At 55.6% G+C, this 26123-nt stretch carries 20 protein-coding genes; 13 read left to right on the top strand and 7 right to left on the bottom strand.

All coding sequences use genetic code 11. The features are described from left to right. Positions 1-6: 6 nt before the first annotated feature. Together urtB and urtA are read right to left on the bottom strand one after the other, a co-directional pair. Positions 7-933 carry an urea ABC transporter permease subunit UrtB gene (gene urtB / locus ACZ5Q2_RS04680; RefSeq protein ID WP_061333201.1) on the bottom strand — a complete coding sequence of 309 codons (927 nt, stop codon included), beginning with the start codon at positions 931-933 and terminating at the stop codon, positions 7-9. Between the two features lie 80 nt (positions 934-1013). Continuing rightward, the gene (urtA, locus tag ACZ5Q2_RS04675) at positions 1014-2282 is read right to left on the bottom strand and encodes an urea ABC transporter substrate-binding protein (RefSeq protein WP_061333200.1); all 1269 of its coding nucleotides are present in this window, start codon (positions 2280-2282) and stop codon (positions 1014-1016) included. Between the two features lie 310 nt (positions 2283-2592). On the opposite strand from urtA, the gene ACZ5Q2_RS04670 reads away from it, so the two are divergent. Then, positions 2593-5976, top strand: a complete 3384-nt coding sequence (locus ACZ5Q2_RS04670) for a hybrid sensor histidine kinase/response regulator (protein ID WP_061333199.1) — start codon at positions 2593-2595, stop codon at positions 5974-5976. After that, positions 5963-6868, top strand: a complete 906-nt coding sequence (locus ACZ5Q2_RS04665; RefSeq protein ID WP_061333198.1) for a response regulator — start codon at positions 5963-5965, stop codon at positions 6866-6868. Before ACZ5Q2_RS04670 ends, ACZ5Q2_RS04665 begins: the two co-directional genes overlap by 14 nt. A 17-nt stretch (positions 6869-6885) precedes the next feature. Here ACZ5Q2_RS04665 and ACZ5Q2_RS04660 read toward each other — a convergent pair whose 3' ends face one another. Next, positions 6886-7722, bottom strand: a complete 837-nt coding sequence (locus ACZ5Q2_RS04660) for a substrate-binding periplasmic protein (protein WP_058090889.1) — start codon at positions 7720-7722, stop codon at positions 6886-6888. Positions 7723-7805: 83 nt separating this feature from the next. Next, positions 7806-9311: a sodium/proton antiporter NhaB gene (nhaB, locus tag ACZ5Q2_RS04655; protein ID WP_058090890.1), complete on the bottom strand. Its 1506-nt coding sequence runs from the start codon at positions 9309-9311 to the stop codon at positions 7806-7808. Positions 9312-9767: 456 nt separating this feature from the next. On the opposite strand from nhaB, the gene ACZ5Q2_RS04650 reads away from it, so the two are divergent. The 8 genes from ACZ5Q2_RS04650 to ACZ5Q2_RS04615 all read left to right on the top strand — a co-directional run bounded on the left by ACZ5Q2_RS04650 (position 9768) and on the right by ACZ5Q2_RS04615 (position 19079). Then, positions 9768-10580: an ABC transporter ATP-binding protein gene (locus ACZ5Q2_RS04650; RefSeq protein WP_058090891.1), complete on the top strand. Its 813-nt coding sequence runs from the start codon at positions 9768-9770 to the stop codon at positions 10578-10580. 29 nt (positions 10581-10609) lie between these two features. After that, on the top strand, positions 10610-11872 hold the full coding sequence (locus tag ACZ5Q2_RS04645) for an ABC transporter substrate-binding protein (RefSeq protein WP_058090892.1): 1263 nt from the start codon (positions 10610-10612) through the stop codon (positions 11870-11872). Next, positions 11869-12699, top strand: coding sequence for an ABC transporter permease (locus tag ACZ5Q2_RS04640; RefSeq protein WP_058090893.1), 831 nt, complete (start codon positions 11869-11871; stop codon positions 12697-12699). The genes ACZ5Q2_RS04645 and ACZ5Q2_RS04640 overlap by 4 nt, the downstream gene beginning before the upstream one ends. A gap of 140 nt (positions 12700-12839) precedes the next feature. Beyond that, on the top strand, positions 12840-14513 hold the full coding sequence (locus tag ACZ5Q2_RS04635; protein WP_152439529.1) for a sigma-54 interaction domain-containing protein: 1674 nt from the start codon (positions 12840-12842) through the stop codon (positions 14511-14513). 197 nt (positions 14514-14710) lie between these two features. After that, on the top strand, positions 14711-15265 hold the full coding sequence (locus ACZ5Q2_RS04630; protein WP_058090894.1) for an OsmC family protein: 555 nt from the start codon (positions 14711-14713) through the stop codon (positions 15263-15265). Between the two features lie 28 nt (positions 15266-15293). Continuing rightward, complete coding sequence (locus ACZ5Q2_RS04625) at positions 15294-16433, top strand: acyl-CoA dehydrogenase family protein (RefSeq protein ID WP_058090895.1); 1140 nt, start codon at positions 15294-15296, stop codon at positions 16431-16433. Continuing rightward, positions 16430-17785: an FAD-dependent oxidoreductase gene (locus tag ACZ5Q2_RS04620; protein ID WP_058090896.1), complete on the top strand. Its 1356-nt coding sequence runs from the start codon at positions 16430-16432 to the stop codon at positions 17783-17785. The genes ACZ5Q2_RS04625 and ACZ5Q2_RS04620 overlap by 4 nt, the downstream gene beginning before the upstream one ends. A gap of 82 nt (positions 17786-17867) precedes the next feature. After that, positions 17868-19079 carry an alginate export family protein gene (locus tag ACZ5Q2_RS04615; RefSeq protein ID WP_058090897.1) on the top strand — a complete coding sequence of 404 codons (1212 nt, stop codon included), beginning with the start codon at positions 17868-17870 and terminating at the stop codon, positions 19077-19079. 423 nt (positions 19080-19502) lie between these two features. On the opposite strand, the gene ACZ5Q2_RS04610 is transcribed toward ACZ5Q2_RS04615, so the two are convergent. Then, a complete protein-coding gene (locus ACZ5Q2_RS04610; protein ID WP_004581716.1) occupies positions 19503-20408 on the bottom strand; it encodes a TolC family protein in 906 nt (301 codons plus the stop codon). A 191-nt stretch (positions 20409-20599) separates the two neighbouring features. Between ACZ5Q2_RS04610 and ACZ5Q2_RS04605 the strand changes: the two genes are divergently transcribed. Continuing rightward, positions 20600-21889 carry an ATP-binding protein gene (locus tag ACZ5Q2_RS04605; protein ID WP_432210409.1) on the top strand — a complete coding sequence of 430 codons (1290 nt, stop codon included), beginning with the start codon at positions 20600-20602 and terminating at the stop codon, positions 21887-21889. Positions 21890-22098: 209 nt separating this feature from the next. After that, positions 22099-22785 carry a response regulator transcription factor gene (locus ACZ5Q2_RS04600; protein ID WP_004581714.1) on the top strand — a complete coding sequence of 229 codons (687 nt, stop codon included), beginning with the start codon at positions 22099-22101 and terminating at the stop codon, positions 22783-22785. Between the two features lie 123 nt (positions 22786-22908). Here the strand turns inward: ACZ5Q2_RS04600 and ACZ5Q2_RS04595 are convergent, their stop codons facing one another. Continuing rightward, complete coding sequence (locus ACZ5Q2_RS04595; RefSeq protein WP_004581713.1) at positions 22909-23637, bottom strand: TorF family putative porin; 729 nt, start codon at positions 23635-23637, stop codon at positions 22909-22911. Between the two features lie 529 nt (positions 23638-24166). Beyond that, positions 24167-24397 (bottom strand): hypothetical protein, encoded by a 231-nt coding sequence (locus tag ACZ5Q2_RS04590; RefSeq protein ID WP_004581712.1) that lies wholly within the window; start codon positions 24395-24397, stop codon positions 24167-24169. 310 nt (positions 24398-24707) lie between these two features. On the opposite strand from ACZ5Q2_RS04590, the gene ACZ5Q2_RS04585 reads away from it, so the two are divergent. Further along, a complete protein-coding gene (locus tag ACZ5Q2_RS04585) occupies positions 24708-26075 on the top strand; it encodes a sensor histidine kinase (protein ID WP_421910547.1) in 1368 nt (455 codons plus the stop codon). Positions 26076-26123 lie beyond the last annotated feature (48 nt).

Below are 26123 nucleotides of genomic sequence, written 5' to 3'. Positions count from 1 at the left end.
GGTCTCCTAGCGACGAATCTTCAGGGCCATAAGTCCTTCCGGGCGCAGCATGAGAATGCCGACAACCACCAGAAGCGTGAGTACCTTGGCCATCGAACCACTCAGGAAGAACTCGAGGGTGGACTGGGCCTGAGAGATGCCAAACGCAGACACAATGGTGCCAATCAGGCTCTGTGCACCGCCAAAGACCACCACCAGGAAGGTGTCCACGATGTAGGCCTGGCCGGACGATGGGCCAGTCGAGCCGATCATGGTGAAGGCCGCGCCGGCAATACCCGCAATCCCGCAGCCCAGGGCAAACGTGGCCCTGTCGACACCGGCACTGTTGATGCCCACGGCTTCGGCCATGGGCCGGTTCTGGACCACGGCCCTTACCTTTTTGCCCCAACCGGATCGGTACATCAGGAAGTAAACGGCTATGGCGATGGACAGCGCGATGATCATCACAAACAGCCCGTTAATGGGCAGATCCACCATGTCGGTGACCTGGATTGATCCCATCATCCAATCCGGCAGGGTGACCCCTACTTCCCGGGCACCGAAAATCGTGCGGTAGGCTTGCTGGAGAATCAGGCTCAGGCCCCAGGTCGCCAACAACGTATCCAGCGGCCGCCTGTACAGATGCCTGACCATGGCCCATTCGACAAAGGCCCCCAGCGCCGCGCACACCAGAAAGGCAAAGAGCATGGCGACGAAGAAATAGCCCCCGAACAAACCGGGCAGATAACTCTGAAAAGCACTGGAGGTCAGGTAGGTGGTATAGGCACCGAGGATCATGAATTCCCCGTGAGCCATATTGATCACCCCCATCTGACCAAAAATGATCGCCAGGCCGAGTGCCATCAGCACAAACACTGAAAACAGGGACAGCCCGGCAAACCCCTGCATGGCAAATATCGACATCAATTCACTGGTGGTGTAGCCATCAAACATGACCCTTACTCCCTAGAGATAACGCACCCAACCGTTCGGAAAACCGGCGGCCGGCGCCCCTTGGCACCGGCCAGCCGTGCTTACTGGTAACCTTCCGGGAAAGGATCTGGCTCCATCAGGTCTTCTGTTTCGTAGACCACTTTGTACTGGCCATTGCGCTGGGCGTTGCCAATACGGGTCTTGGACCAGAGGTGATGGTTTTCGTGGATGCGGACATAACCTTCCGGGGCTTTGGTGAACTCAATGCCCGGTGAGGCTTCACGCACTTTGTCGACATCGAAAGAGCCGGCCTTCTCGACAGCCATCTTCCACAGCCAGGGGCCAAGGTAGGCAGCCTGGGTAACATCACCGATGACCATGTCATCACCCCAGGCTTCTTTGAACGCGGCCACAAACTCCTTGTTGTTGGGGTTATCCAGGCTCTGGAAGTACTTCATAGAGGCATAGATGCCCTCTACGTTTTCACCACCGATGCCCCGGATTTCGTCTTCGGTCACAGAGATGGTCAGCAACAGCGGGCTTTCCTTGGTGAAATCAATGCCAGCGGCTTTCATCTGCTTGTAGAAGGCCACGTTGGAGCCGCCCACAACCGAGGCGAAAATAACGTCCGGTTTGCGCAACTTGATCTTGTTGATCACCGAGTTGAACTGGGTATGGCCCAGTGGGTAATACTCCTCACCAACCACCTTCAAACCCAGCTTGTCGATGTGTTTGCGAGCGATCTTGTTGGAGGTGCGGGGCCAGATGTAGTCCGAACCCAGCAGGTAGAAGGTTTTGGCGCCCTTCTCTTCAACCGCCCAATCGATACTGGCCAGGATTTGCTGAGTGGCTTCCTGCCCGGTGTAGATCACGTTCGGTGATTGCTCCAGGCCCTCGTAGAACGTGGGGTAGTACAGCATGCCATTGAACTGTTCGATTACCGGCAGGATGGCTTTCCGGGAAGCGGAGGTCCAGGCACCAAAAATGGCCGCAACCTTGTCCTGGCGCAGCAGCTTGCGGGATTTCTCCGCGAAGGTGGGCCAGTCACTGGCGCCGTCTTCCTGCACGAACTCGATCTGCCGGCCCAGCACACCGCCGGAGGCGTTGATCTGTTCAATAGCCAGTTTCTCGGCCTGTACTGAACCGATTTCACTGATCGCCATGGTGCCGGTGATGGAGTGCAGTATGCCAACCTTGACGGTGTCGTCTGTCACCGCAAGCCCGGTGGTATTCACCTCGGAGGTGGGGGGTGTGGCCGCCTGTGCCGATGTAGCCAGCATCATGGATGCTGCCAGCGTCATGAGCTTCTTGCGAAGCCCGGTTCCCTTGCCGAATGACCGCCCGTTGGCGGTTGAATCTGTCGTGCCCATGGTTATTCCTCGCAGTGTTGGTATGCCGGTACCGCACTTCAACAAACGAAGCACAGCGCCCACGACACACATTCTGCTCAGGCACTGACACAGAGCCCATTCGGCAATCACCCCAGCGGCCTACGTCATTTGACGCATTCCTGTCACGGGCTCAGCAGGCTAAAACGCGAATACGAAAGCAATAATGTCAGGCGCGATTCCTTATCCGCACCATCACATGGCATGGATCTTGTTCCAGCTGTCAAAGACGGTGCTGCCAACCCGGTAGTTGCACCAAAAAGTCGCGCTCTGTACCAGAAGGCAAGGCACTATGGCCGCAAGACAGAATATTTTTCGGGTCCGGCGACGTTACAACCAGTGGGTTGCCAACCAGACCCTGGAGGACTACGCGCTTCGCTTCACCGCCAAGAGCGCCCGCCGCTGGTCGGCTGCCAGGGTCAGTCATACCGCCCTGGGTGCCATATCCTTTCTGGCCATGGAAGCGATCGGCGGTGCCATTACACTGCACTACGGCTTCGACAATGCCGTTGCGGCCATCCTGGCGGTCAGCCTGGTGATCTTTCTGACCGCCATACCCATCAGCTACTACGCAGCCCGATATGGCGTCGACATAGACCTGCTCACCCGTGGCGCCGGCTTCGGCTACATTGGCTCCACCATTACCTCGTTGATCTACGCCAGCTTCACCTTCATCTTTTTTGCCATCGAAGCGGCCATTATGGCCATGGCCCTGAAAATGCTATTCGGCATTCCTCTGGTGCTGGGCTACCTGATCTGTTCGGTGGTGATCATTCCTTTGGTTACCCATGGCATAACTACCATCAGCCGGTTCCAGGTCTGGACTCAGCCCGCCTTTATCGTGCTGCAACTGTTGCCCTTTGTTTTCATCATTTATGCCGATGCGTCATCGGTCAGTGACTGGACCCAGTTTGGCGGTGTCGGTGTATCGGAAGGTCAGGGTTTCAATGTGCTCATGTTTGGCGCTGCCGCCGCCGTGGTTTTCTCGCTGATTGCCCAGATTGGCGAGCAGGTTGATTTCCTGCGTTTTATTCCCGAGCCCCAGACGCCAAAGGATAAACGCCGCTGGTGGATAGCGGTGATGGCCGGAGGTCCTGGCTGGGTTGTGATCGGGATGATAAAAATCCTGGCAGGCTCTTTTTTGGCCGTATTGGCACTGAATCAGGGCATTCCCGCCAGCGAAGCCGCCGATCCTACCCACATGTACCTGGTCGCGTTCAGTTACGTGACCCATTCCCCGGAAATCTCCCTGGCGTTCGCGGGTATTTTCGTCATTCTGTGTCAGATCAAGATCAACGTAACCAACGCCTACGCCGGCTCCATTGCCTGGTCGAATTTCTTCTCCCGGCTCACCCACAGCCACCCCGGCCGCGTGGTCTGGCTGGTGTTCAATGTGGCTATCGCGCTGCTGGTGATGGAACTGGGGGTGTACCAGGCACTGGAAGAGACGCTGGGGTTCTACGGCATCGTCGCCATTGCCTGGGTAGGTGCTCTGGTGGCCGATCTGGCGATCAACAAACCGCTTGGGCTAAGCCCCGCCCACATCGAGTTCAAACGGGCACACCTTTACGATATCAATCCGGTGGGTGTCGGGGCGATGATCACCGCCTCCCTGGTAGGTGTTGTCTGCCACTCCGGCGCGATTGGCCTTTATGCCCAGGCACTCTCGCATTTCATCGCCCTGGCGGTCGCCCTGGTCATGGCCCCGGTTATTGCCTGGCGAACCGGCGGCCGTTTCTATACCGCGCGCCCATTCACACCGATCGCTACCGATCACCAGCTGGTGCAGTGCAGCATCTGCGAGCACGCCTTTGAGCCGGAAGACGTAACCCACTGCCCGGCTTACGCGGGCACCATCTGCTCCCTGTGTTGCTCCCTCGACGCACGATGCGACGATGTCTGCAAACCCGGCGGGGGCTATAAGGAACAGCTTCAGCTGTTCCTGGGCAAATTCGTTCCCGATTACCTGCTGGTTCGCCTGCGATCACGCCTCGGTCATTTTCTGAGTTTGTTGCTATTGATCAATGGCTTGTCCGGCCTGCTGCTATCTCTGATCTATTTCAAGACCCCAGTCGCGACGAGCGCGGAAGGCATCCTGCTGTCGGTAACCCTCTGGAAGGTCTTTTTCATTCTGGTCATCGTGACCGGTGTGATTTGTTGGCTGTTCGTTCTGGCCCACGAAAGCCGGGTGGTCGCAGAGGAGGAATCCCGGCGCCAAACCCGATTGCTGACCGAAGAAATTGTCGCGCACGAGAGAACCGATCAGGCTCTGCAGCAGGCCAAGGAACAGGCCGATGCGGCCAACCTGGCGAAAAGCCGTTACCTCACGGGCATCAGCCATGAGTTGCGCTCTCCGCTCAATGCCATTCTGGGTTATGCCCAACTGATGGCGAACGACGACGACATCCCCGCCCACCGCAAGGAGGCACTGGGTGTGATTCATCGTAACGGCGAACACCTTGCCGATCTGATCGAGGGTCTGCTGGATATCTCCAAAATCGAGGCGGGCCGCCTGGACTTGCACCGGGACCAGGTGCGGATTGAAGTTCTGATGGAGCAGTTGGTCACGATGTTCCGTTTGCAGGCCGAGGAAAAAGGACTAGCCTTTGAATACCATTGCCCGTTGCCACTTCCTGAGCGGGTAACCGCCGATGAGAAACGTCTCCGCCAGATCCTGATCAATCTGCTGTCGAATGCCATCAAATACACGGATCACGGCCGGGTGTGCCTGACACTCCGCTATCGGAGCCAGGTGGCCGAGTTCACCGTGCAGGATACCGGTGAAGGCATTGCCGAAGCTGACATCGAACGGATCTTCCGTCCGTTCGAACGGGTTCGTTCCGCGGGGCAGAGCCGGATAGGAACAGGGCTGGGGCTGACCATTACCCGATTGCTGACCGAAATCATGGGGGGAGACATATCGGTTACCAGCACCCCCGGAAAAGGCAGCACCTTCAAGGTCAGCCTGATGCTATCCAGCCTGCATGAGGTTACCCCCCGCTCCATAACCGCACCTGCCCGGCGGATCTACGGCTACCACGGCACCCGTCGTAAAGTGCTCATCGTGGATGATGATCTGTCGCACCGCCAGGTCATTCGAGCCATGCTGTCGCCCCTTGGATTTGACGTTGGCGACATGGGGAATTCTCTGCTGGTCTCGCAACAGGTCAGCAGCGACCGACCGGATCTGATCCTGCTTGATGTATCCATGCCTGGGCTTAACGGTTGGGAGATCCTTCAACAACTCAGAGATGCCCAACACCACATGCCAGTCATCATGATCTCCGCCGACGCCAACGAAGGCCAGCACTCACCGGGTTCGCCCCACCTGCATGATGGCTACATCATCAAGCCGGTTCGCCTGAATCTGCTGCTGGATACTATCGGCAAAGTGCTAAACATCGCATGGCGCTTCAAACCCAGCCCGGACCCGCTCGCTGCACTTGAGCCTCCGGCGCAAGCTGAACTGACGTTACCAGGATTCGAGGAATGCCAGGCTCTGATGTCGCTGGCCCGAATCGGCCACCGCAAGGGGCTGCTTGAGGCCTTGAACAAGCTTAAACACAGCGGCAAAGCCGACAGCCACTTCACAACCGAACTGACAAAACTCACCAACGAATTTCAGTTTGAGAAAATTCTTGCGTTACTCGAGGTACCCGAACATGAGTCTGCCTGAACAGAAAAAAACCGTGGTCATGGTCGTGGATGATGCCGTCGATTCGATCCGGATGATCAGTGACGCCCTGGAGGAAGCAGGCATGACGGTTCTTGTAGCGTTGGAAGGTGGGCAGGCACTTACTATCAGTCAGAACATCGTGCCAGACATCGTTCTTATGGACGCCCTGATGCCCCACATGGACGGCTTTGAGACCTGTCGCAGGCTGAAGGAAAATCCGGCGTTCGCCGACATTCCGATCGTGTTCATGACCGGTCTCAGCGATACCGAACACGTAGTGATGGGGCTTGGTTCCGGCGGCGTCGACTACATTACCAAACCCATCAATACCACCGAATTGCTGGCCCGTATGCAAGTGCATCTGGCGAACGCACGCATGACACGAAGTGCTCGCTCAGCACTGGACCGGGCCGGCCAGAATCTGTTTTCCGTCAATGCCAGCGGTGAATTGCTCTGGGGAACGCCCCAGGTTTACCGAATACTGCCGGGCAACGAAGACCCGGAACAGGAGTCCCTGCGAAAACAGATTGAAGTCTGGCTTACTCGCCAACCGGAACCGGGGCATGCCCTCCCCATCCGGCTTGCGGATACCCCGCGTTCCATCGAGTTCCTGGCGCTGATTGATGAGAGAGAATACCTGCTGCGGATCAAAACACCTCAGAACCCGCACAGTTCGGCGACGGCACTACGAGAGGCCTTCGAACTCACACTCAGAGAATCCGATGTACTGTTGTGGATTGCCAACGGCAAAACCAATCGGGAAATCGGTCAGATTCTGGACATGAGCCCACGCACGGTGAACAAACACCTGGAACAGGTTTTTCGGAAAATGGGCGTGGAAAACCGGACGGCCGCAGCTGCAAACGCGATACGGGTGCTGGCCATCAGCTAGTGTCCCGTCTTAATCACTCAACGATACTCGTCAGGAAACCCCGGCAATACAAAGGTTTTCTCGAATCGGCGCACCGGCGGCACCTCACCACGCTCGGCCAACCGCAGATAGGCATCATCAAACGCCTCTCGAAGAATGGCGGCCCGGGAGCTGGCCAGCGAGAACATCCAGGCGCTGTTGCGGCTTCGTACTTCCGATTCCCGGATAATGGCATCTGAGGGGTGGGTCAGGATTTCTCGCACCGGTTGGCGGTAATCGAGCAGGTAATCACCCCGCTTTCGTTTCAGCATGTCCACCGCCGAGCGATGGTTCGGCGCCTCGGTGATGCGAATGTCTGGCTGGTCTTCTAACCAGTACCTAAGGCCTCCATAGGTGTAGCCACCGATCAATATCACCATGCTGCCATGCAACTGGTCCATGTGTTCAAGCGGTTCTGTGTCTTGGCGATACCAGGCACTCAACTCCACGGGAATCGGGCTGATCCAGCTTTCCAGAACCGCCTCTTTCAATACTGGCGTGGCAGATAATCCCAACCAGAGGTCAACGGTGCCGTCTTTCAGGTAGAGGTAGGTACGTGCCACAGGCAGATAGATGAATTCCAGCTCGTAGCCGGCCTCAGCGGCAACCTTCCTGGTAATCTCCACAAACTCACCCGCTGGTTCACCCTCAGCTGTGCGGTAGGTGATGGGCGGAAACTCCACATAGGCAACTCGCACGGCCTTCATGCTATATGGATTCTGGTCGTCAGCATGAACCAGAGCGGTATAGAAAAGTCCGACCAGAACAACAAAAAGCCCCGTCAGCGCCCAGGCGCCACGAGGCAGATCAGTGGAGTAACGTTGGCAACTGCGCATGTATACCGCTTATCGTTATCTGTTTCCCTAGAGAGTAACAGATAGGCGAAACACTGTGGGGCCAAACGTTAAAAAACGTGTACTCAGAATGAATGGGTCACCATGTACAGACCCACTCCCCCCATCACGATGGTGTACGGAAACGCCATGATCACCATTTTGCCGTACGACAGCCGCACCAATGGCGCGATGGCGGAAGTCAGCAGAAACAGAAACGCCGCCTGGCCATTAGGAGTTGCCACGCTGGGCAGGTTAGTGCCGGTGTTGATGGAAACCGCCAGGGTCTGGAAGTGCTCATAGCTGATGGCGCCGGCATCCAGCGCCTGCTTGACCTCGCTGATGTACACCGTCGCCACGAACACGTTATCACTGATCATCGACAACAGGCCGTTGGCAATAAAGAACATGCCCGGCTGCTGGTGCTCCGGCAGGCTGAGTACGTAATCGATGATCGGTTTGAACAGATGCTGCTCATGAATCACCGCCACCACGGCGAAGAACACTACCAGCAGAGAAGTGAACGGCAGGGATTCCTGGAAGGCTTTGCCAATCTGGTGCTCGTCTGTGACGCCGGTAAACGAGGTAATCAGGATGATCACCAACAGGCCAATCAGGCCCACTTCCGCAATGTGAAACGCCAGACCGATCACCAGAATGGCGGCAGCGATGGCCTGAATCCACAGGGATGCCTGGTCGGCTTTGGTGCGGCGGGCCCGCTCGTTCTTTGCGAACTCTTCCAGCACCTGGCGAACCGGCTTGGGCAGGCGTCCGCCGTAGCCGAACCAGCGCAGCTTCTCCAACGCCCAACAAGTTGCCAAACCGGCAAAAAACACCGGTACGCTGACTGGCGCCATGTGTAGAAAGAAGCCAACGAAATCCCACCCGACTACCTTGGCAATCAGCAAATTCTGGGGCTCACCTACCATGGTGGCAACACCACCCAGTGCGGTACCTATGGCCCCATGCATCAACAGGCTACGCAGAAACGCCCGGAAGTTTTCCAGGTCTTCCCGGTGCAGCTCGATCACTTCTTCATCGCTGCCAGCGTTGTGATCTCTTTGCTGGTAGCCTTTGCCAGAAGCCACTTTGTGGTAAACCGAGAAAAAGCCCACCGCCACGCTGATGATGACGGCGGTCACCGTCAAAGCATCCAGAAACGCAGAGAGCAAGGCGGCGGCACTGCAGAACAATAACGACAACGCCGACTTGGAGCGAACCCCCACCAAAATCTGGGTAAAAGTCACCAGCAGCAGGTCTTTCATGAAGTAGATGCCCGCCACCATGAACATCAGCAGCAGAATCACCGGGAAGTTCACCAGAACCTCATGGTACACGGCGTCTGCCGTGGTCAGCCCGATCAGCAATGCCTCGACTGCCAGCAATCCACCCGGTAGCAGCGGGTAGCATTTCAACGCCATGGCGAGTGTAAAGATGAACTCGGCAATCAACAGCCAGCCTGTCACACCCGGCCCGAACACGTACATTACGATGGGATTGGCAATCAGAAAAAGCAGGATAACTTGCTTGTACCAGACAGGCGCTTTGCCAAGAAAGTTATGGGTAAAGCCAGACAGCACGGTGGTAGGCATTGCTCTATTCTTCTGAGGGGTGGACGCCATGAAAGTATGCGGCAGAGGGCCGCAATCTTCCTTGATATTTGTGCACCGGGTAATGGCCAGAAGGTAGCAATCAGGTCAGTAATTAGGCGTATATGGGGGTACGCGCGCCCCGGGACAGGGCCGAGATTATAGAGTAAATCACCAGTTTTTTACACGAGCCCCGATCAGAAAAAGACCTAAATGCCGGGCAATCCCCAACTCATCACTGATGCCATTACTGCCCAAGCCACGTCCTCCACCATCCGTCTATCTGAGCAAAGCTCAGCAATGGCGAATAATCCTTGCCATTGTCCGACATTGGCAACAACAAGCAACCGGTGACAATCTTCGGAAAAAATCACAAATTATTGATTTTATTAGCTTAATTTTGGTGGCACACATACTGCTTAGGTTCAGGTCAATATTTCTTTGAATCGGAGCAAAGACATGGGCGCATCACTGTCGATCGACTACGTCACCCACAGGTTTTCACCCTCAGCCGAACCTACCTTGAAAGACATCGACGCCCGAATTGAGCCGGGTCAGATGACGGCTCTTATCGGCCGTAGCGGCTGCGGCAAGTCGACGCTGCTGCATATGCTGGCCGGGCTGCTGATTCCGTCGGAAGGCTGCGTGCGGGTCAACGGTCACCAGATATCCTCGCCCAGTGCCAAGTGGAACATGATGTTCCAGAAAGCCTCTTTGTACCCCTGGATGACCGTTCAGGAAAACGCCGCTCTGGGCCTGTTGTTCGCAGGCCACTCCAAGCGCGAAGCGACCAGGCAGGTTGATGCGCTGCTCGACATGGTGGGCCTGCACGACAAGAAAAAGGAAAACGTTCAGAGCCTCTCTGGCGGGCAGCAACAACGGGTTGCACTGGCAAGATCTTTGGCCACCAACCCCGAGGTGCTGCTTCTGGATGAGCCGTTCTCTGCACTGGACGCGTTCACCCGCTCTGCCCTTCAGGAGGAGGTGCCCGCTATTTGTCGCGAGCGCGGCATCACCATGGTGATCGTCACCCACGATATTGATGAAGCCATCACCATGGCGGACCGGGTGCTCGTGATGTCTCAAAACCCGGGGCGAATCGTCAGTGAACTTCCGGTCAAGCTGCCCTGGCCTCGCCGGCACATGGATGTCGGGTTTCAGACCTTGCGCGACGAACTGATGCAGCAATTCAAAGGCACCGACACCGGCTTGTCCGGACGGGATGCCCAGTCCAGCCAACCCGCCGACTCGAAAGCCGAAAGCGCCGCCTGAAAACGCCCAATCTTAATGAGGAAGACACGATGAAAAAGCCGAAACGCAACAAGCCCACCACCAGGCAATCCGATCAGGAATACCTCCAGGAACACGAAATGAGCCGGCGGGATTTCATGCTCGACAGCTTGGCCCTTGGCGGCCTGGCCGCTGCGTTCGGGATGTCCGCCAGCACGGCTGCCTGGGGCAGTATCCAACCTCCGGCCGATGAAGTCGTGCGTATCGGTTACCTGCCCATCACCGATGCCACTGTTCTGCTGGTGGCCCACGCCAAAGGCTTTTTCGAAGAGGAAGGCCTGAAAACCGAACCGCCCACACTGATCCGTGGCTGGTCACCGCTTGTGGAGGGGTTTGCCGCAGGCCGATTCAATCTGGTGCATTTCCTTAAGCCGATTCCGATCTGGATGCGCTACAACAACAACTTCCCGGTGAAGATCATGTCGTGGGCGCACCTGAACGGCTCGGGCCTGGTGGTTGGTCGCCATACCGATGCCAAAAGCTTTGCGGATCTTGGCGGCAAACAGGTTGCGGTGCCCTACTGGTACTCCATGCACAACATTGTGCTGCAGATGGGCTTGCGCCACGCCGGGCTGACACCGGTCATCAAGTCGCAAAGCGAGACCCTGGCGCCCAACGAGGTGAACCTGCAGATCATGCCGCCGCCGGATATGCCCCCCGCGTTGGCGGCCCGGAAGATCGACGCCTTTATTGTCGCGGAACCCTTCAATGCGGTGGGCGAAATGCTGGCCGGCGGCAAGATGCTGCGTTTCACCGGGGATATCTGGCGCAATCACCCATGCTGCGTGGTCTGCATGAACGAGAACCAGGTTAACGCCAACCCGGTGTGGACCCAGAAGGTGATGAACGCGATTGTTAAAGCCCAGATCTATTCCCAGCAGAACAAGAAAGAAGTCGCTCACCTGTTGTCGCGCGATGGTAAGGGCTATCTGCCCATGGCGGCCAATGTGGTTGAACAGGCGATGACGCTCTATGACCAGGAAAGCTACGCCGATCCCAACGCGATTCAGAACGCCAACTGGGGCAGCGGACGCATCGACTTCCAGCCGTGGCCGTTCCCTTCCGCCACCCGGCTTATCGTCAACGAGCTGAAGCAGACCCTGGTCGGTGGCGATACCACCTTCCTGCAGGACCTGGACCCAGACTTTGTGGTGGATGACCTGGTGGACTACCGCTTTGTCAAAGCGGCCATGGATAAACACCCCGGCTGGAAAGACGCGCCGGGCTTTGACGCAGACAACCCGTTTGATCGGGAAGAGGTGGTCAAACTATGAGTACCAAAACCTCCTCTGCCCTGAACGCACCGTCATCCGGCTTCAACGGGCTCAGTCCGCTGCTAAGCATGCTCAGCAGCCTGCGCTACCCGGCCCTGGGCATCACCAGTCTGCTGGCCGCCTGGTGGTTCGGCGGCTACCTGGTGGCCAATGACCCAGACATGTGGGCGTTCGCCAACTTTGCCCCGGCACCTACCTTCCACGCGCTTTATGGTCTTGTGGCCAGTGGTGCTATCTGGCCCACCGTCCTGTCCAGCCTGTATCGGATTCTCTATGGCTTGTTCTGGGGGATTGTTATCGGGGTGCCGGTCGGCGTGCTGATCGGCTACGTGGGCAGTGCCATGAAGATTGCCAATGTGCCGTTTCAGTTCCTGCGGATGATCAGCCCCCTGGCCTGGATGCCGATCGCGGTTCTGGCCTTCCCTACCTGGGATTCGGCCATTATCTTCCTGATCGTGATGGCAGCGGTCTGGCCGATCATCTTCTCGACCGCCCACGGCGTGCGCCGGATCGATCCCAACTGGTTTAAAGTCGCCCGCAACCTGGGCGCCTCGGAACTGCACATGCTGCGACGCATCATCATGCCTGCGATCATGAGTGATGTGCTCGCCGGCATCCGGCTGGCCGTTGGCGTGGCCTGGGTGGTACTGGTACCGGCGGAGTATCTGGGCGTCACCAGCGGCCTCGGTTACGCCATCAACGATGCCCGGGATACCCTCTCCTACGATACGCTGGCCGCTATCGTGGTAGTCATTGGCCTGATCGGCTACGGGTTGGACTCCATCTGTAGCCTGCTGATAAAACGCTTTAACTGGCACGTAGAATAACGGTTGAGTCGCCCGGAACAAGGCCGTCCTCAGGGGCGGCCTTGTTCTGTTATGAAAGCGACAATGTCAGTCCAACGGACAATCAGGCACAGAGATTGCTGTATCAATCTCTGACAATGTCCTGGAATGGCATACTGCTCATGGAAAATCTCTCGTCACCACTCGAAAGTGATGTCATCAAGGCCGAGACCGACCTTACGGTTGTGCAAGAGGCCGCCAAACTGATCGGCCACTCCGGCTCTCCCGAATCTGCGATCACCGGCATACTGCGCCTGATGTCGCAAATGCTGGGCCTCAACCGGGGCCGGGTACTGCTGTCGACACCGGACGACAGCGCTCTGCACATTCAATACAGCTACGGCCTGACCCCCGAAGAGCGGAAGCGCGGCGTGTACAGCTTTGAAGAGGGCATCACCGGCCGGGTAATGCGCCAGGGCCAGCTGGCGGTGGTTCAGAACATCGATGAGGAGCCCGGCTACCTGTTCCGGGCGGTCGACCGGATGACCCTGCCAGACGGGGTGGTGGCCTACATCGCCATTCCCATCCTGGAGGGCAATACCCCCGTGGGTGTGCTGGCGGTCAACCGGCTGCGCATGCGGCCCAGATCGTTCAGTGCCGATCTGGTTATCCTGAGGATTCTGGCGACCTTTATTGCCCAGATCATCAAGATTAATTCCCTCATTGAAGAGCGTACCAACCACCTCCAGGCTGAAAACCAGGAGCTGAAAGACGCCCTGCAAAACCAGCAAACCAATCACGGCATACTCGGCGACAGCCGGGCGGTGCAGGATGCATTGCTTCAGGTAACCCGGGTGGCCAAAACCCAGGTGACGGTATTGCTCACGGGCGAATCCGGCACCGGAAAGGAGCGCTTTTCCCAGATCTTGCACCTGAATAGCGCCCGTAAGGAGCAACCCTTCCTCGCCATCAACTGCGCGGCCATTCCCGATCAATTGCTGGAATCCGAGCTGTTTGGCCACGAGCGGGGCGCATTCACCGGCGCGTCTGCCACCAAACCCGGCAAGATCGAGCTGGCCAGTGGTGGCACCCTGTTTCTGGACGAAATCGGCGACCTGAACCTGGAATTGCAGTCCAAACTGCTGCGGGTTCTGGAAGGCCAGGTGATCCAGCGCGTCGGGGGTAACAAAGACATACCGGTCGATGTCCGAATCGTCACCGCTACCCATAAAAATCTGCAGGATGCGGTCAACCGGGGTGAGTTTCGCCTCGATCTGTTCTATCGGCTCAACGTGTTCCCAATCCACCTGCCCCCGTTACGAAGCCGGGAGGGCGATGTGCGCATTCTGGCCCGGCATTTCCTGTTAAGTGCCAACCGGGAGTACGGCCGCTATACCCTGCTGGGCAATGGCGTGATGGAGCGCCTGGAAAGTTACAGTTGGCCCGGCAATATCCGCCAGCTGGAAAACGTCATCAAACGGGCCGTGCTGATGGCCGAAGACGGCACCATCAGCATCATGGACATTGAAGCGATCCTGCGCCAGGAATCCACCATCAGCCGGCACCTTGAGGCCGGCCAGCAGAGCTCTGCGGATCCCGCCGGCCCGACGTCGTTCAACAGCGCGATAGCACCGGGCAGCGGCGGGGCCCAAAACACAAGCAGTCCCGGGCCCGGGCGCCCTTACAGCTGGGTGCGGGCGGACGAGGCCAGTGAACTGACCGACGCCCTGCAGCAAACCGGCGGCAATAAAACCCGGGCAGCGGCTCTGCTGGGCATGACACCCCGACAATTCCGGTACCGACTGGAGAAGCTGAACATGAACAATGGAGCGGAGCCAGGCCCCGACAATGTCTGACATTGTCGGATTTTGATACCTGACAAAGGCAAGAGCCAAGCGACCATCGACCTCGACAAACTAATTTTATCTTTTTGTTTTTAAACAGATTAATAGCATATTTCAGAAGGTGGCACACAAGCTGCTCTGGTACAGATACAAGCCCGAACGTCTCAGGACACAACGGGCAGATCTGACAAACCCAACCGGAGCACATCATGACTACAGCCACTGCCAGCCAACCAGAAACCGTAACCGCTTACCTTCGCCCGATTGATCGTGACGGCTTGCTCGCCTTTGCAGAAAAAGGCCGTAACAACCCGGCCACTCGCGGCACCAACAAGGTTCACACGGTTACCGATGGCCAGTACCGCACCGTCAGCCACATCAATCAACACGAAGTGGTGGTAGACGAGCCCCTGCACCTGTTCGGTGAAGATACCGCCCCGGCCCCGGGCGAAATTGTTCTGTCTGGCCTGGGCGGCTGCCTGGCCGTCGGCATTACCGCCGTTGCCACCTGGAAGCAGATCAAACTCAGCAAACTGGAAATCTTCCTGGAAGGCGACATCGGCAATCCGGCCGCCTGGGGTGCCGGCGGCGCCGAAAAGAAACCCGAAGACATGGGCTTTCAGGATATCCGCGTGAAGGTACTGGTTGAAGGCGACGCCACGCGTGAAGAGCTGGATGAAATCGTCCGCCACGCCAACTACTTCTCGCCGGTGGCCAACACCATGCGCAATCCGATCCCGTTCAGCATCAGCCTGATGGAATAAGCCCACCCCCGGACTCCAGAGGTAAGCCATGAACAGCGCTGCTGTATCACCCTCAATTGCTCTTCCCTGGGCAGACGATGTCCAGGTGCTGGCGGATGTCAGCCAGATAGCCCGGGAGCAGCTTGCTCCCGCCGCCTACCGTATCGATCACGAGGGCTATTATCCGATCGATATCATGGCAAAACTCGGTCAGGCCGGCGCGTTTGCCGGCCATCTCGACCAGTACGGCTCTCGCTATGGCCTGGCCATCGACTCCATGCATGAGATCAGCCGGCACTGCGGCTCCACCGGTTTCATGACCTGGTGCCACGACGTTTGCGGGCTCTACATGGAGCAATCCGGCAATCCGGCTTTGTTGGCCCGCTTGCCAGACCACGCCGCCGGTAGAACCTTCGGCGGAACCGCCCTGTCCAATCCGATGAAAGCCTTCACCGGTATCGAAAAGATGGCGCTGAAAGCCAAAAAAGTACCGGGTGGTTATCGGGTTAACGGTACCTTGCCCTGGGTCAGCCACATTGCTCCGGGGCAGTACTGTGGCGTTATCGCCGCGGTCGACCGGGAGGATGGCAGTCGCTCCCACGAGATCATGTTTCTGCTGGACCTGGATGAGCGGGTAACGCTCAGAAAATGCCCGGAGTTTTCCGGGATGGAAGGCACCAGCACCTGGGCGGTTCCTCTGGTCGACTATTTCGTCAGTGAGGATCAGATGATTGCCGATCCGGTGCGGCCCTTTATTCAGCGCGTTCGCACAGCGTTCATCCTGTTACAGGTGGGCATGGCCACTGGCGTTATTCAGGGTTCGATTGACTCTGCCCGCGAGGTGGAGCCCTCCCTTGGCCATGTGAACCAGTATCTGCATGACCGCCCGGACGAGCTGCAGGCGGAATTTGACGACATCAAAGCTCAGGCCGCCAAACTCGCCGAAACCCCGTTTGATGGCAGCAAAGACTTCCTGCTGGACGTACTGGATCTGCGCGCCCGGGGTTCCGAAATGGCGCTTAAGGCGTCCCAATCGGCGCTACTGCATCAAGGCGCGCGCGGTTACCTGATGACATCGGCACCCCAACGCCGCATACGCGAGGCCCATTTCGTCGCCATCGTTACACCGGCCCTCAAACACCTGCGCTGGGAGATGGCCAAACAGATGCGTGCAGAGGTGCCGGCATGAGTGAGCAAAGTGTCGATCAAACCACGCCCTGGCGACAATACATTTGCCTCGCCTGCGGGCTGATCTATGACGAGGAGCAAGGCGACCCGGACAGCGGTCTGGCGCCGGGCACCCGCTTTGAAGACATTCCGGACGATTGGGAATGCCCGCTGTGCGGCGTCACCAAGACCGATTTCGAGCTATTGAAACGGCAGGAAATCACGGTTTGCGATCAGCCGATGCACTTCAACCGCAAACCCGGCGTGGTGGTGATTGGCGCCGGCATTGCCGGCTGGTCCACTGTGGAAGCGCTGCGCGCACTGGACGCCACGGTTCCCATCACCCTGGTCACGGCTTGCAGTGGCGATACCTATCACAAGCCCGAGCTTTCGGTGGCTATCAGTCGCGGCGCGGATAAAACCACGCTGGTGCGGGAAACCGGTTACCAGGCCGCACAACGGCTTGGTGTCCAGCTGATGGCGCAAACCTTTGCGGTTGGCTTGAGCCCGACGTTAAAGCAATTACGCACAACCCGCGGATCGCTCAACTACACCCAGCTGGTGCTGGCCCAGGGCGCGCAACCGATACTGCCGGCGCAACTGCCGGCGCCCCTGTGTTGGCGGGTCAATGATCTGGCCGGGTGGTCTGGACTGCAACAGGCGCTGGCGCAGGGTAAACAGTCCATCGCTATTGTCGGCGCCGGCATGATCGGCTGTGAACTGGCCGAGGACTTTGCCCGCGCCGGGCACACGGTCACCCTGCTCGACCGCAATAACGCACCGTTGGCCGGGCTGCTGCCCGACAAGGCCGCGTCCCGCCTGGTCAGCAGCTTTACCCAACTCGGCATCAGCTACCTTGGCGGCGTGGATGTGACCGGCGTGGCCGCACACGACAATGGCAAGCGCTCAATCACCCGCCAGGTGGGCCAGCCCCTTGAAGTCGATCACGTTGTGGCAGCGACAGGCCTGGCCACCGATAACCGGCTGGCCCGTCACGCCGGCCTGCAGTTTCAACGGGGCCTTGCGGTCGATCCACACACACTGCGTACCAGTGACCCGGACATTTATGCGCTCGGCGATTGCATCAGTATCGACGGCATGCCTTGCCGCTTTATCGAACCGATCAAACATCAGGCACAAGCGATTGCCCATGCGGTCATGGGCCTGGATGCCGTGACCTATGAACATAACCCGCCGGTGATCAGGCTGAAAACCCGAGCCATGCCGGTGGTTCTGCGCGGTCAACCTTCGGCTGAGGGAACCTGGAAGACCGTTCACGACACGCCCGACCAACTGGTGATGGAGCAATGCCTGGGCGATCAATCGATCTGTCATCTGACGGTCGGCTCGTCTAATCAAAGCCAGGCGGCCTGACCCCTGCGATCCGTCGCCGATACCAACTCCGGCATCAACCGGCCAACAGAACGTTTTGTCATTAACGGAAAAGGAAGCAACTATGAAAGCACGATTGATCCGACATTCGGCCTGTATGCTGGGCTCCCTGGCGCTGGCCACTCCCGCGCTGGCAGCGGAACACTCCCTGCACGATGCCCTGAGCAACGGGCAAGTCTCCGGCGATGTCCGTTTGCGGTATGAGGCGGTGGATCAGGACAACGCCCTCAAAGACGCCGATGCCCTGACCATCCGCACCCGGCTGGGCTACACCACCGGCAGCTACCATGGCGTGACCGGAGTTCTGGAGTTTGAGGATTCCCGCACGGTGATGGGCCTGGACGATTACAACAACACTCAGGGTAAAAATACCGATTATTCGGTCATTGCCGATCCGGAGACCACCGAAGTCGATCAGGCTTACCTGCAATACAGCGGCGGCGACGTCACTGCGCGCGCCGGTCGCCAGGTCATTGTCTATGACAATCAGCGCCATGTGGGTCATGTCGGCTGGCGACAGGACCGGCAGACCTTTGATGGCGTGCGCCTGACCTATGCACCCACGAGCCTGCTGACGCTGGACTATGCCTATCTCAACCAGCGCAATCGGATCTTTGCGGAGGCTCAGGACCTGGCCACCAAAGATCACCTGCTGAACCTGGGCTATCAGACCGGCTTCGGCAAGCTCAGCGCCTATGCCTATCTGCTGGAAGTGGACGACGGCACAAACAACGGCCTGGATACCGTGGGTCTGCGGTTTGCGGGTGATTACGACCTGGAATCAGTAAAACTGATCTACGCCGCCGAATACGCCAGGCAGGAAGCCAAATCCGGCGCCACCGAGTTTGACGCTGACTATTACTCGCTGAAGGCGGGGGCGGGCGTTAAAGGCATCACCATTGCCCTGACCTATGAGGTCCTGGGCTCCGACGATGGTAATTATGGATTCGCCACGCCGCTGGCCACGCTACACGCATTCAACGGCTGGACGGACCAGTTCCTGGCAACACCGGCTGGTGGCCTGGAAGATATTTCGCTGACGGTATCTGGCGCTCTCGCGGGTGGTCGATGGGCGTTTGTCTATCATGACTTCAGTGCCAACGAATCAACCCCGGCCGTGGATGACCTGGGCGACGAATGGGGCGTGGCTTACAACCGAGGCTTTGCTGAACACTACACTGCGGGCATCAAGTACGCCCGGTACTCCGCCGGTGACAGTGCCGCCGGCAAAGTGGACACCAACAAACTCTGGCTGACCCTGGGCGTGACCTTCTGAGGATGACGTGGACAGGGTTGAAATGCGGCTGTTACCGCCAGCGTTTCAACCCTGTTTTCGTTAACCCACTTGGCTTTTGTAGGATTATAATAAAGTTGGTAACAAATCACCTTTTCAGGTGCCACTTTTTGGTACCACGCAATCGCTAGAAATAAATAAAGTTGGTAACTTTTGAGGCGATCGCCGAGAACAACGCCCATTTCTATTATAATAAAGTTGGTAACTTATTTGTGGCAAGCTCGCAGTAAAAGATTCAGGCTTCCCAAAATGAGGCTCGAAAAGGGTACAAACGGTCGCAAAGCGAACATTCAGGAAGGTTCATGAGTTTTGGTCCAAGTGGTTTTTTCGAGTCTTCGGGCATTTGGAATGGAACTTTCTGGTGCTATCCAAAATGCCCGAAGACTTGACCATTGAATTACCTCTTTAATTTAACGCATTGATAGTACGCACCGGTATCAGGGCTTCGTATCCGGCCGAGGCACTATATAGATCACGGATCACCCCAGCTCGACGGAGTTTGACCCCAGTAAGCTGTCTTGCGCTATTTATTGCGTCCTCCAGTCTGCCAGTGCCACTGGCCAGCTCGTTCAGACTGGCTTCCCAGTGCGCGCGCTGGTTTGGCAAGTGTCGCTCGTTGAGGATGTTCAGGCGACCATGGCCGGCCTCAACGCTTGCCCTCAGTTTAGCGATCGAAGCCCGCCATTCCCGCTGAGCCTGAGTGGCCAGCCATCGTTTTTGTGAGGCTTCGGCAGTCGCCTTTCGAACGGCGCTGTGCTGGCGCTGCCCACTAAATGGAATCCGAACGCCAATGCCGACGACCCAACGTTTTCTCTCGTCAGCCCACAGGCTGTTATAGCCGGCATTAGCTGTGAACGTAGGTCTACGATCGACTTCGGCAACATCCAGCCGCGCGCGCGCCTCGGCTTCCCTTGCCTCGGCTGCCCGAATCAGCGGATGATCTGGTTCCAACTGTCCATCGGCGAACAGAAGCGTTTCAGATGCCTCCGTCAGTTGCAAACTGGCCCCCGTCGGACGACGCCCAAGCAGAGGAATCAGGTCGCTGGCTAGCCCGGCCTTTTCCGCTTGCAGCTCTACTAGTCTGGCATCTAGAGTGTCCAACTCCGTTTTGACCCTGAGCATTTCACTTTGCGAGCCGATGCCATAGTCAAGCCTCTGTTCCGTTACGGTGGCCAGTTGCTCTACCAAAGCGCGTGTCTCATGATGGAGATTGATCGCTTCATTGGTATACCACCAATATGCATACGCCTCCTTAACGCGAGCTGTCAGCTGCCTTATTAGCCACTGAGTCTCCTGCTGGGCGGCAAGCATTCCGGCCTCCGCTGCCTTGCGAGACGCCGACAGATGATCCGGCCAGGGCAGCTGCTGGCTTACCTCAAAGCGATGCCCAACTGTATTAGGTCCCTCTAGAGTTTCAGGCGCAATGCCATACTTGATGACCGGGTCGGCCCAAGTATCTGTGCACCTTGCTTTTATTGCTACTGCCAGCGGGCATTGCGCTAATGGGGCTTGCATGGCTGGTTCACGGACTCTTACTGGACCGGATGTCCCGGGAATTCGTCGAGACACGTCTCAAGGATGAGGTCGCCTTTCTGGAGCATCAGATTCGTGATTCTGGCGGTCAATTGGACAGTCTCCAGACTGGTGACTATTTTCAGGAAGTCTTTCACCACGCCTTCGCCATACATTCTCCGTCCAGAACGATCATTTCCCCGGATTCCTGGGCACCGGTGTTAACGTCGTTAATAGAATCAGCAAAGGATGGGACCGTTCGTGTTCGGGATGCGGACACCGTCGAAGGCCCAAAGAGCATTCTTGCGTACCGAAAGTCGTTCCGGATCGGCGATACGCCGATTGTAGTGATCGTGTCCGAGGATCTTGGCGCACTGAAACGCAGCCAGGCAGAGTTGCACGGGTGGACGGCCATCGTCTCTATTCTGCTGATTCTGCTGATTCTGCTGTTGGTCGTTGTGATCTGGTTCGGTATCAATCTGTCCATGCGCCCTGTCGTCGAACTGAAGGCCACGCTGAAGCGACTTCAGGATGGCAAGGTCTCGCGGATTCATGTCCAAGCACCTGAGGAATTTCGACCGCTGGCCCAGCAGCTCAACCAATTGCTCGACTCGCTGGATCAACGCCTGGAACGATCAAGGGATGCGCTGGCGAATCTGTCTCACAGCGTCAAAACCCCCATTGCGGCCGTCCGGCAGATTCTTGAGGACACCAGTCGTCCGCTCTCCAACGATCTCCGCCTTCAGATGACCGCGAGACTCAATGACATCGACAAACAGCTTGAAGCCGAGATGCGCCGAAGTCGCTTTGCAGGGCCACAGGTTGGGAAAAGCGCTTACCCTCTGAAACAGGCACGGGATCTAGTCTGGATGCTGGGGCGACTATACCCGGAAAAGTCCTTTGAACTGTCGAGCTCCCTGCCGGAGGACGCCCGCTGGCCGATCGAGGAGCACGACCTGAATGAAATCATGGGCAACCTTCTGGACAATGCAGGCAAATGGTCGGAACGATGCGTGGAGCTGTCACTCGTTCAACACTCCGGAAATCTGCAGATCGGCGTAACAGACGATGGGTTCGGCGTCGCGGACGCTGAAATCGGCAATCTGGGTCGACGGGGGTTGCGGCTGGACGAGCAGACCCCAGGCCATGGCCTTGGGCTGGCGATTGTTCGAGAAATTGTCGAACGCTACAGTGGAACCCTCAACTTCTCACCTGCTCCGAAAAGTGGGTTGTCCATGATAGTTGACCTTCCCAGGGCGGTCCCGGTGATCAATCGTTGACCCGGCCACCTGGTATGTGGTTAAGCGATCACATGTGGATAGTGTTTGTATAGAAAACTTTCCTCACCGTAATGCCTTTTTCAAGCTAGATTCAGCTTCGTCTGTTGTTATAGCGGGTCGCTTGAAGTCCGGTCTCTTAGCTAATTTTGATTTGCTCTCGAGAAGGGCGACAGCCACAATTTTCCAACATCCAGAGACGGCGCTTATAGATGAAGGTTCTAATTGTCGAAGACAACGCGGTACTCGCAGAAAAAATCTCCGTTTGGCTTGCGAAGGAAAACTTTACTGTAGATGTTGCCCAAAACGGAAAAGAGGCAAATTTCTTCGTAGAGACAAGCAGTTATCAGGCGATCATTCTGGATATAGGACTGCCCGACGAGAACGGGCTTTCTTTGATGCAAAAATGGAGAAGCAGTGGCAGAGATGAAGCTATTCTTATTCTAACTGCCCGCTCCAACTGGACAGAGAGAGTTGAGGGCTTGAATGCCGGGGCAGACGATTATCTTCCAAAACCCTTCGAATTCGATGAACTAAAAGCTCGACTTAGCGCCATAATACGAAGAAAAGACGGGCGAGCAACTGATAAGATCATCGTGGATGGTTTTCTACTTAATGCAACCTATAGAACCCTAACAACTCCCGATCATAAAGAGTTCAGACTAACCGCAACGGAGTACCGCCTTTTACAATGCTTTCTTCGCTCTCCTGACAGAGTTTTCTCACAGGACGAACTTGTTGAAGCACTCTATAATATCGAAAGGTGCCCAACCAGAAATGTCGTTCAAGTCTACATAGCCAGGCTCAGAAAGATACTCGGAAAAAAACGAATAAAAACATTGAGAGGACAAGGATATTACTTTGCAAGAGATTCTCTTCAAAAAAGGGTTGAAGCTTAAATGATTTTACTGTGATTTAACCATTTTCCTCAAGGACCAGGGCTCGCCAGATAAATGCGCTGGCCCACAAACCGGGCCAGCTTTCTCAACGATTAACCATTTCGGTGAAAAATACCAAATAGATTAAAAAGACTTAGTCCAGCCCAGCCAAAACTTCGGGTCGTCCGAACTGACCGAACCAAGTGCGTTACTTGAATCGATATCAGCGTACTCCAGATTAACACTAAAAGCTCCAAAGCTTCCCGCATCTTTGGTGACGTTAACAGCTGCATGTCCGTAGCTCGCCTCGCCAATAGACGCCTTGCCATCATCAGTGAAATCATAATAGCCAATCAAAACACCTGTGCTGAAATCGTCTTCCAGTGGCACATCAACTGATGCGTAATAATAGATATCGCCTGGAACGAACAGCCCTTCGCCGCTTACGTCGCTGTTTGCTGTGTAAGCAACACCTATAGATACAATGCTGTAACTCAACTCTCCGTATATTTCGCCAAAATCAATAGATTCAGGAGCATCAGGGTAAGAGTAATAAATGTAGCCAACATCGTAACCGATATCCTCAATTACACCGGAGAAGCCAGCATAAAGATCAAGCTCGTAGCTCGTCCCATCGCCGAAATCCACATTGGAGCCCCAGCCGCCAACATAAAGCCCCGACGCATGTTCGTAGTCAAGCCCGCCTTGCGTCGCCGTTGAGCCATCTGTTTGTGTCACACCGCGAAATAAGTAGTTGCTTGTTATGCCCAAATTAGCACTAACACCTGCGCTGGCAATTAACGGGACCGCTTGGAGAGTTACGAGCAAACCAACACTTAGCAAACAATCTTTAGTCGAGATACGTCTTTTCATCGTTTTTACCTTCTATTTGGGCAGCTTAGTTATTTGCGCATTGAATAACGCACCTATAATGCATACACGTTTTGTGCCACCTTTTAAAAAACTTATTCTATGAGCAATTATTGTCAAATCAGGGCCGCAGTTCATAAAAATGATTAAATATTTAACAATTCAATGCAATAAGCACTCTGCTTCAAGTGTTGCATTGCTCGTCGATAGTGCGCTCATCAATAATGCGCACCAAATAGGAACAAGAATTGAAAAAACGATGACTAAAATAGAACTATTTTTAACTTGGTAATTCTAGATTAGATATGGTTTTATGAAAAATCGAGGGAGGTCTGAATTAGCCATGAATACTGCAAAATATCTTAGTTAAGAATGCAGCTTTCCAACATTTTGCGCTCTGTCTTCCTTACGAGATTCATCAATACTAAAGCGCGACTTTCGCAATTTTGGGAAAATTAACAAAAATCTACCATTAAATTAATCTTGGAGCCACGTAATTGCCCGTCTGGCTCCAAGTAAACAACGATAAATGTTATTGCTTTTCCAAGAGATCCCCAATCAACTCTTTAATCAATCTATGTTCTTCCTTCAGTTTTTTGATGGTCTCGCTCTCTTCCACACGATACTGGGAGGAACGTTCATCTATGCTCTTATTAGGATAGCTTCTTGCCTCGTTGTATCTGTCCGCTTGCCCTCCTGCGTGGGCTATAGAAGCACCACTTGCCACGAAAGAAGCTACTATAATCATGGATACTTTCTTCATAAAACGGCTCCGACATTTTTTTCAATTAGACCAGCAACATTCAATGGCCTTGGGTGTTTAGTAGAACATCGAAACTTTAAACACACTTGAAAATATATGCTGATGAAACGTTTTTTTCAGCGGCTACCACAAGCTCAAAAGCCATTTAGGTCGGCTTTGATTTGATGACACTAAATCAAGTTATTCAAATGCCTAAGAACGATAAGACCAAGCCAGACCGATCTGAAGACCAGAGCGTCCCTCGCTCCGGCTCGCACCCGTTGCGGCACGCTTCGATTCCAACTATGCTTTCCGATCAGAGCACCTCTATGTGCCTTCAACTGAAGCCTTCCGCTCAATCGACAAAAGCACCTTCATGACAGCGCAGAAAAGCATCGGAAAAACTGTCCTCCAATATGGCATCGCTTTCAGCCTCTTGTATTTTTTACTAATTTTTTTCTCGCACACTTATGTAATAGAGCAGCTTTCGAACGAGTCCAGAAAACATCGCCTTGACAAGGAGGTGGAGAGTTTTCAAACCATCATTGAAAACGAAGTTCCGACGCCCGACGAGATTGGCAGCATGATTGATCGATTCCAATTGCTACTGGAGCACGCCCTCGTCGTCGAAGTGAAAGACGGAAGCATCATTGCCAGTAGCAACATAGATCAAACAACGTTGCGAATGGTTTCAAGAAAGCCGGCGGGCTTTGTAGAAATATCCCAAGGTGCAGATGACCTTCTTGGATTGAAACGAGGTTTCGGAATTGACAGCCCGCTTTCGTCAGTCACCATCCTGGAAATGGAAAGTGGACTCGCCGAGCGATCCAGTGGGGCTCACCTGACCTTGCTGGCTGCCTCCGCATTATTACTTGTTGTTCTCTTGGCTCTGGTAGGCACCACTACTTACCTCGCTTTGAAACCGATCGAACACATCAAGGAAGACATGAGGAGACTGCAATCTGGCAAACAACCTCGTTTGAATCCTGACGCACCAGAGGAGTTCAGTCCGCTGATCAAACAGTTCAATAACCTACTTGAACTAGCAAGTCGTCGCCTTGACCGCCACCGCCGCCTCAATTCCGATCTTTCTCACATGGTCAAGACCTCGATCTCTGCCAATCTCGCAATCTTGTCAGACACTGGTTCATTACCTCCGTCCCGCGACGACATAGAGTTCATGACCTCCAACCTAAAGGATCTAAGCCGGTCCTTGAACTACCGCATGAGCAAGGCAGATATCTCCGGCAGGCAGATGGGGCAAACATGTTTGCCGATTGAAATAGCGAACAACGTCATTTCTGTCATGGAAAAAATCTTTCCCGATAAGAGTTTCCGTATTAATACATCCTTGCCGAATAACTTCAGTTGGCCCATGGAGCGTCAGGACCTATCAGAGTTATTCGGTAACCTGCTCGAAAACGGCGGGAAATGGAGTCAGGCTGAGATTGACGTTTCAATAAGCCAGACCGATTCCGGGCTAACGATAGAAGTTGCAGACGACGGCCCTGGGATTACTCCAGAAGCGGCCTCAAAAGTGATGGATAGAGGTTCCCGGCTTGACGAAACCGTTTCTGGATTTGGATTGGGACTGTCCATCGTGTCCGAAATACTAGAAGACAATTTCGGACGGATGAACATTGGCCCCTCAGAAACAGGGGGCGCCAGAATTACAGTTGTGCTTCCTTTCCCAGAGTAGAGCACAACCATAATTCCTCCGCCCCGCTATGACGGAGGGATTACCCTC

It is taken from the genome of Marinobacter alkaliphilus (genome assembly GCF_055394375.1).
This window is presented reverse-complemented; position numbering and strand designations above follow the sequence as displayed.

Bases quoted from the DNA above. Each gene is read 5' to 3' on its own strand.
- urtB (WP_061333201.1), bottom strand. From the start codon at position 933: ATGTTTGATGGCTACACCACCAGTGAATTGATGTCGATATTTGCCATG.
- urtA (WP_061333200.1), bottom strand. From the start codon at position 2,282: ATGGGCACGACAGATTCAACCGCCAACGGGCGGTCATTCGGCAAGGGA.
- ACZ5Q2_RS04670 (WP_061333199.1), top strand. From the start codon at position 2,593: ATGGCCGCAAGACAGAATATTTTTCGGGTCCGGCGACGTTACAACCAG.
- ACZ5Q2_RS04665 (WP_061333198.1), top strand. From the start codon at position 5,963: ATGAGTCTGCCTGAACAGAAAAAAACCGTGGTCATGGTCGTGGATGAT.
- ACZ5Q2_RS04660 (WP_058090889.1), bottom strand. From the start codon at position 7,722: ATGCGCAGTTGCCAACGTTACTCCACTGATCTGCCTCGTGGCGCCTGG.
- nhaB (WP_058090890.1), bottom strand. From the start codon at position 9,311: ATGCCTACCACCGTGCTGTCTGGCTTTACCCATAACTTTCTTGGCAAA.
- ACZ5Q2_RS04650 (WP_058090891.1), top strand. From the start codon at position 9,768: ATGGGCGCATCACTGTCGATCGACTACGTCACCCACAGGTTTTCACCC.
- ACZ5Q2_RS04645 (WP_058090892.1), top strand. From the start codon at position 10,610: ATGAAAAAGCCGAAACGCAACAAGCCCACCACCAGGCAATCCGATCAG.
- ACZ5Q2_RS04640 (WP_058090893.1), top strand. From the start codon at position 11,869: ATGAGTACCAAAACCTCCTCTGCCCTGAACGCACCGTCATCCGGCTTC.
- ACZ5Q2_RS04635 (WP_152439529.1), top strand. From the start codon at position 12,840: ATGGAAAATCTCTCGTCACCACTCGAAAGTGATGTCATCAAGGCCGAG.
- ACZ5Q2_RS04630 (WP_058090894.1), top strand. From the start codon at position 14,711: ATGACTACAGCCACTGCCAGCCAACCAGAAACCGTAACCGCTTACCTT.
- ACZ5Q2_RS04625 (WP_058090895.1), top strand. From the start codon at position 15,294: ATGAACAGCGCTGCTGTATCACCCTCAATTGCTCTTCCCTGGGCAGAC.
- ACZ5Q2_RS04620 (WP_058090896.1), top strand. From the start codon at position 16,430: ATGAGTGAGCAAAGTGTCGATCAAACCACGCCCTGGCGACAATACATT.
- ACZ5Q2_RS04615 (WP_058090897.1), top strand. From the start codon at position 17,868: ATGAAAGCACGATTGATCCGACATTCGGCCTGTATGCTGGGCTCCCTG.
- ACZ5Q2_RS04610 (WP_004581716.1), bottom strand. From the start codon at position 20,408: ATGCTTGCCGCCCAGCAGGAGACTCAGTGGCTAATAAGGCAGCTGACA.
- ACZ5Q2_RS04605 (WP_432210409.1), top strand. From the start codon at position 20,600: ATGGGGCTTGCATGGCTGGTTCACGGACTCTTACTGGACCGGATGTCC.
- ACZ5Q2_RS04600 (WP_004581714.1), top strand. From the start codon at position 22,099: ATGAAGGTTCTAATTGTCGAAGACAACGCGGTACTCGCAGAAAAAATC.
- ACZ5Q2_RS04595 (WP_004581713.1), bottom strand. From the start codon at position 23,637: ATGAAAAGACGTATCTCGACTAAAGATTGTTTGCTAAGTGTTGGTTTG.
- ACZ5Q2_RS04590 (WP_004581712.1), bottom strand. From the start codon at position 24,397: ATGAAGAAAGTATCCATGATTATAGTAGCTTCTTTCGTGGCAAGTGGT.